General features: G+C 62.2%; 1 protein-coding gene. It reads left to right on the top strand.

Annotated features, from left to right (window positions below):
* On the top strand, positions 1–251 hold a 251-nt coding region (locus tag SB765_RS32000), incomplete at both ends, for a ribonuclease III domain-containing protein (protein ID WP_410932807.1).

The following is a 251-nucleotide window of genomic DNA, read 5'->3' as shown; positions in this document are numbered from 1 at the left end:
CGCCTGGTCAAGGGTGAAACCCTGGCCCGTCTGGCCCGGGGTTTTGACTTGGGTGAATACCTGCGTCTGGGTTCTGGTGAGCTTAAAAGCGGCGGTTTCCGCCGTGAATCGATCCTGGCCGATGCCCTGGAGGCGCTGATTGGCGCCATCTACCTGGACGCGGACATGCAGACCGCTCGTGAGCGTGTGCTGGCCTGGCTGGCCGATGAGTTCGAAAGCCTGACCCTGGTCGACACCAACAAGGACCCCAA

This window comes from Pseudomonas sp. SIMBA_067 (assembly GCF_046534675.1).
GTDB classification, from domain to species: domain Bacteria; phylum Pseudomonadota; class Gammaproteobacteria; order Pseudomonadales; family Pseudomonadaceae; genus Aquipseudomonas; species Aquipseudomonas putida.
Note: the sequence above shows the minus strand (reverse complement) of the source record. Positions and strands in the feature narration are given on the sequence as shown.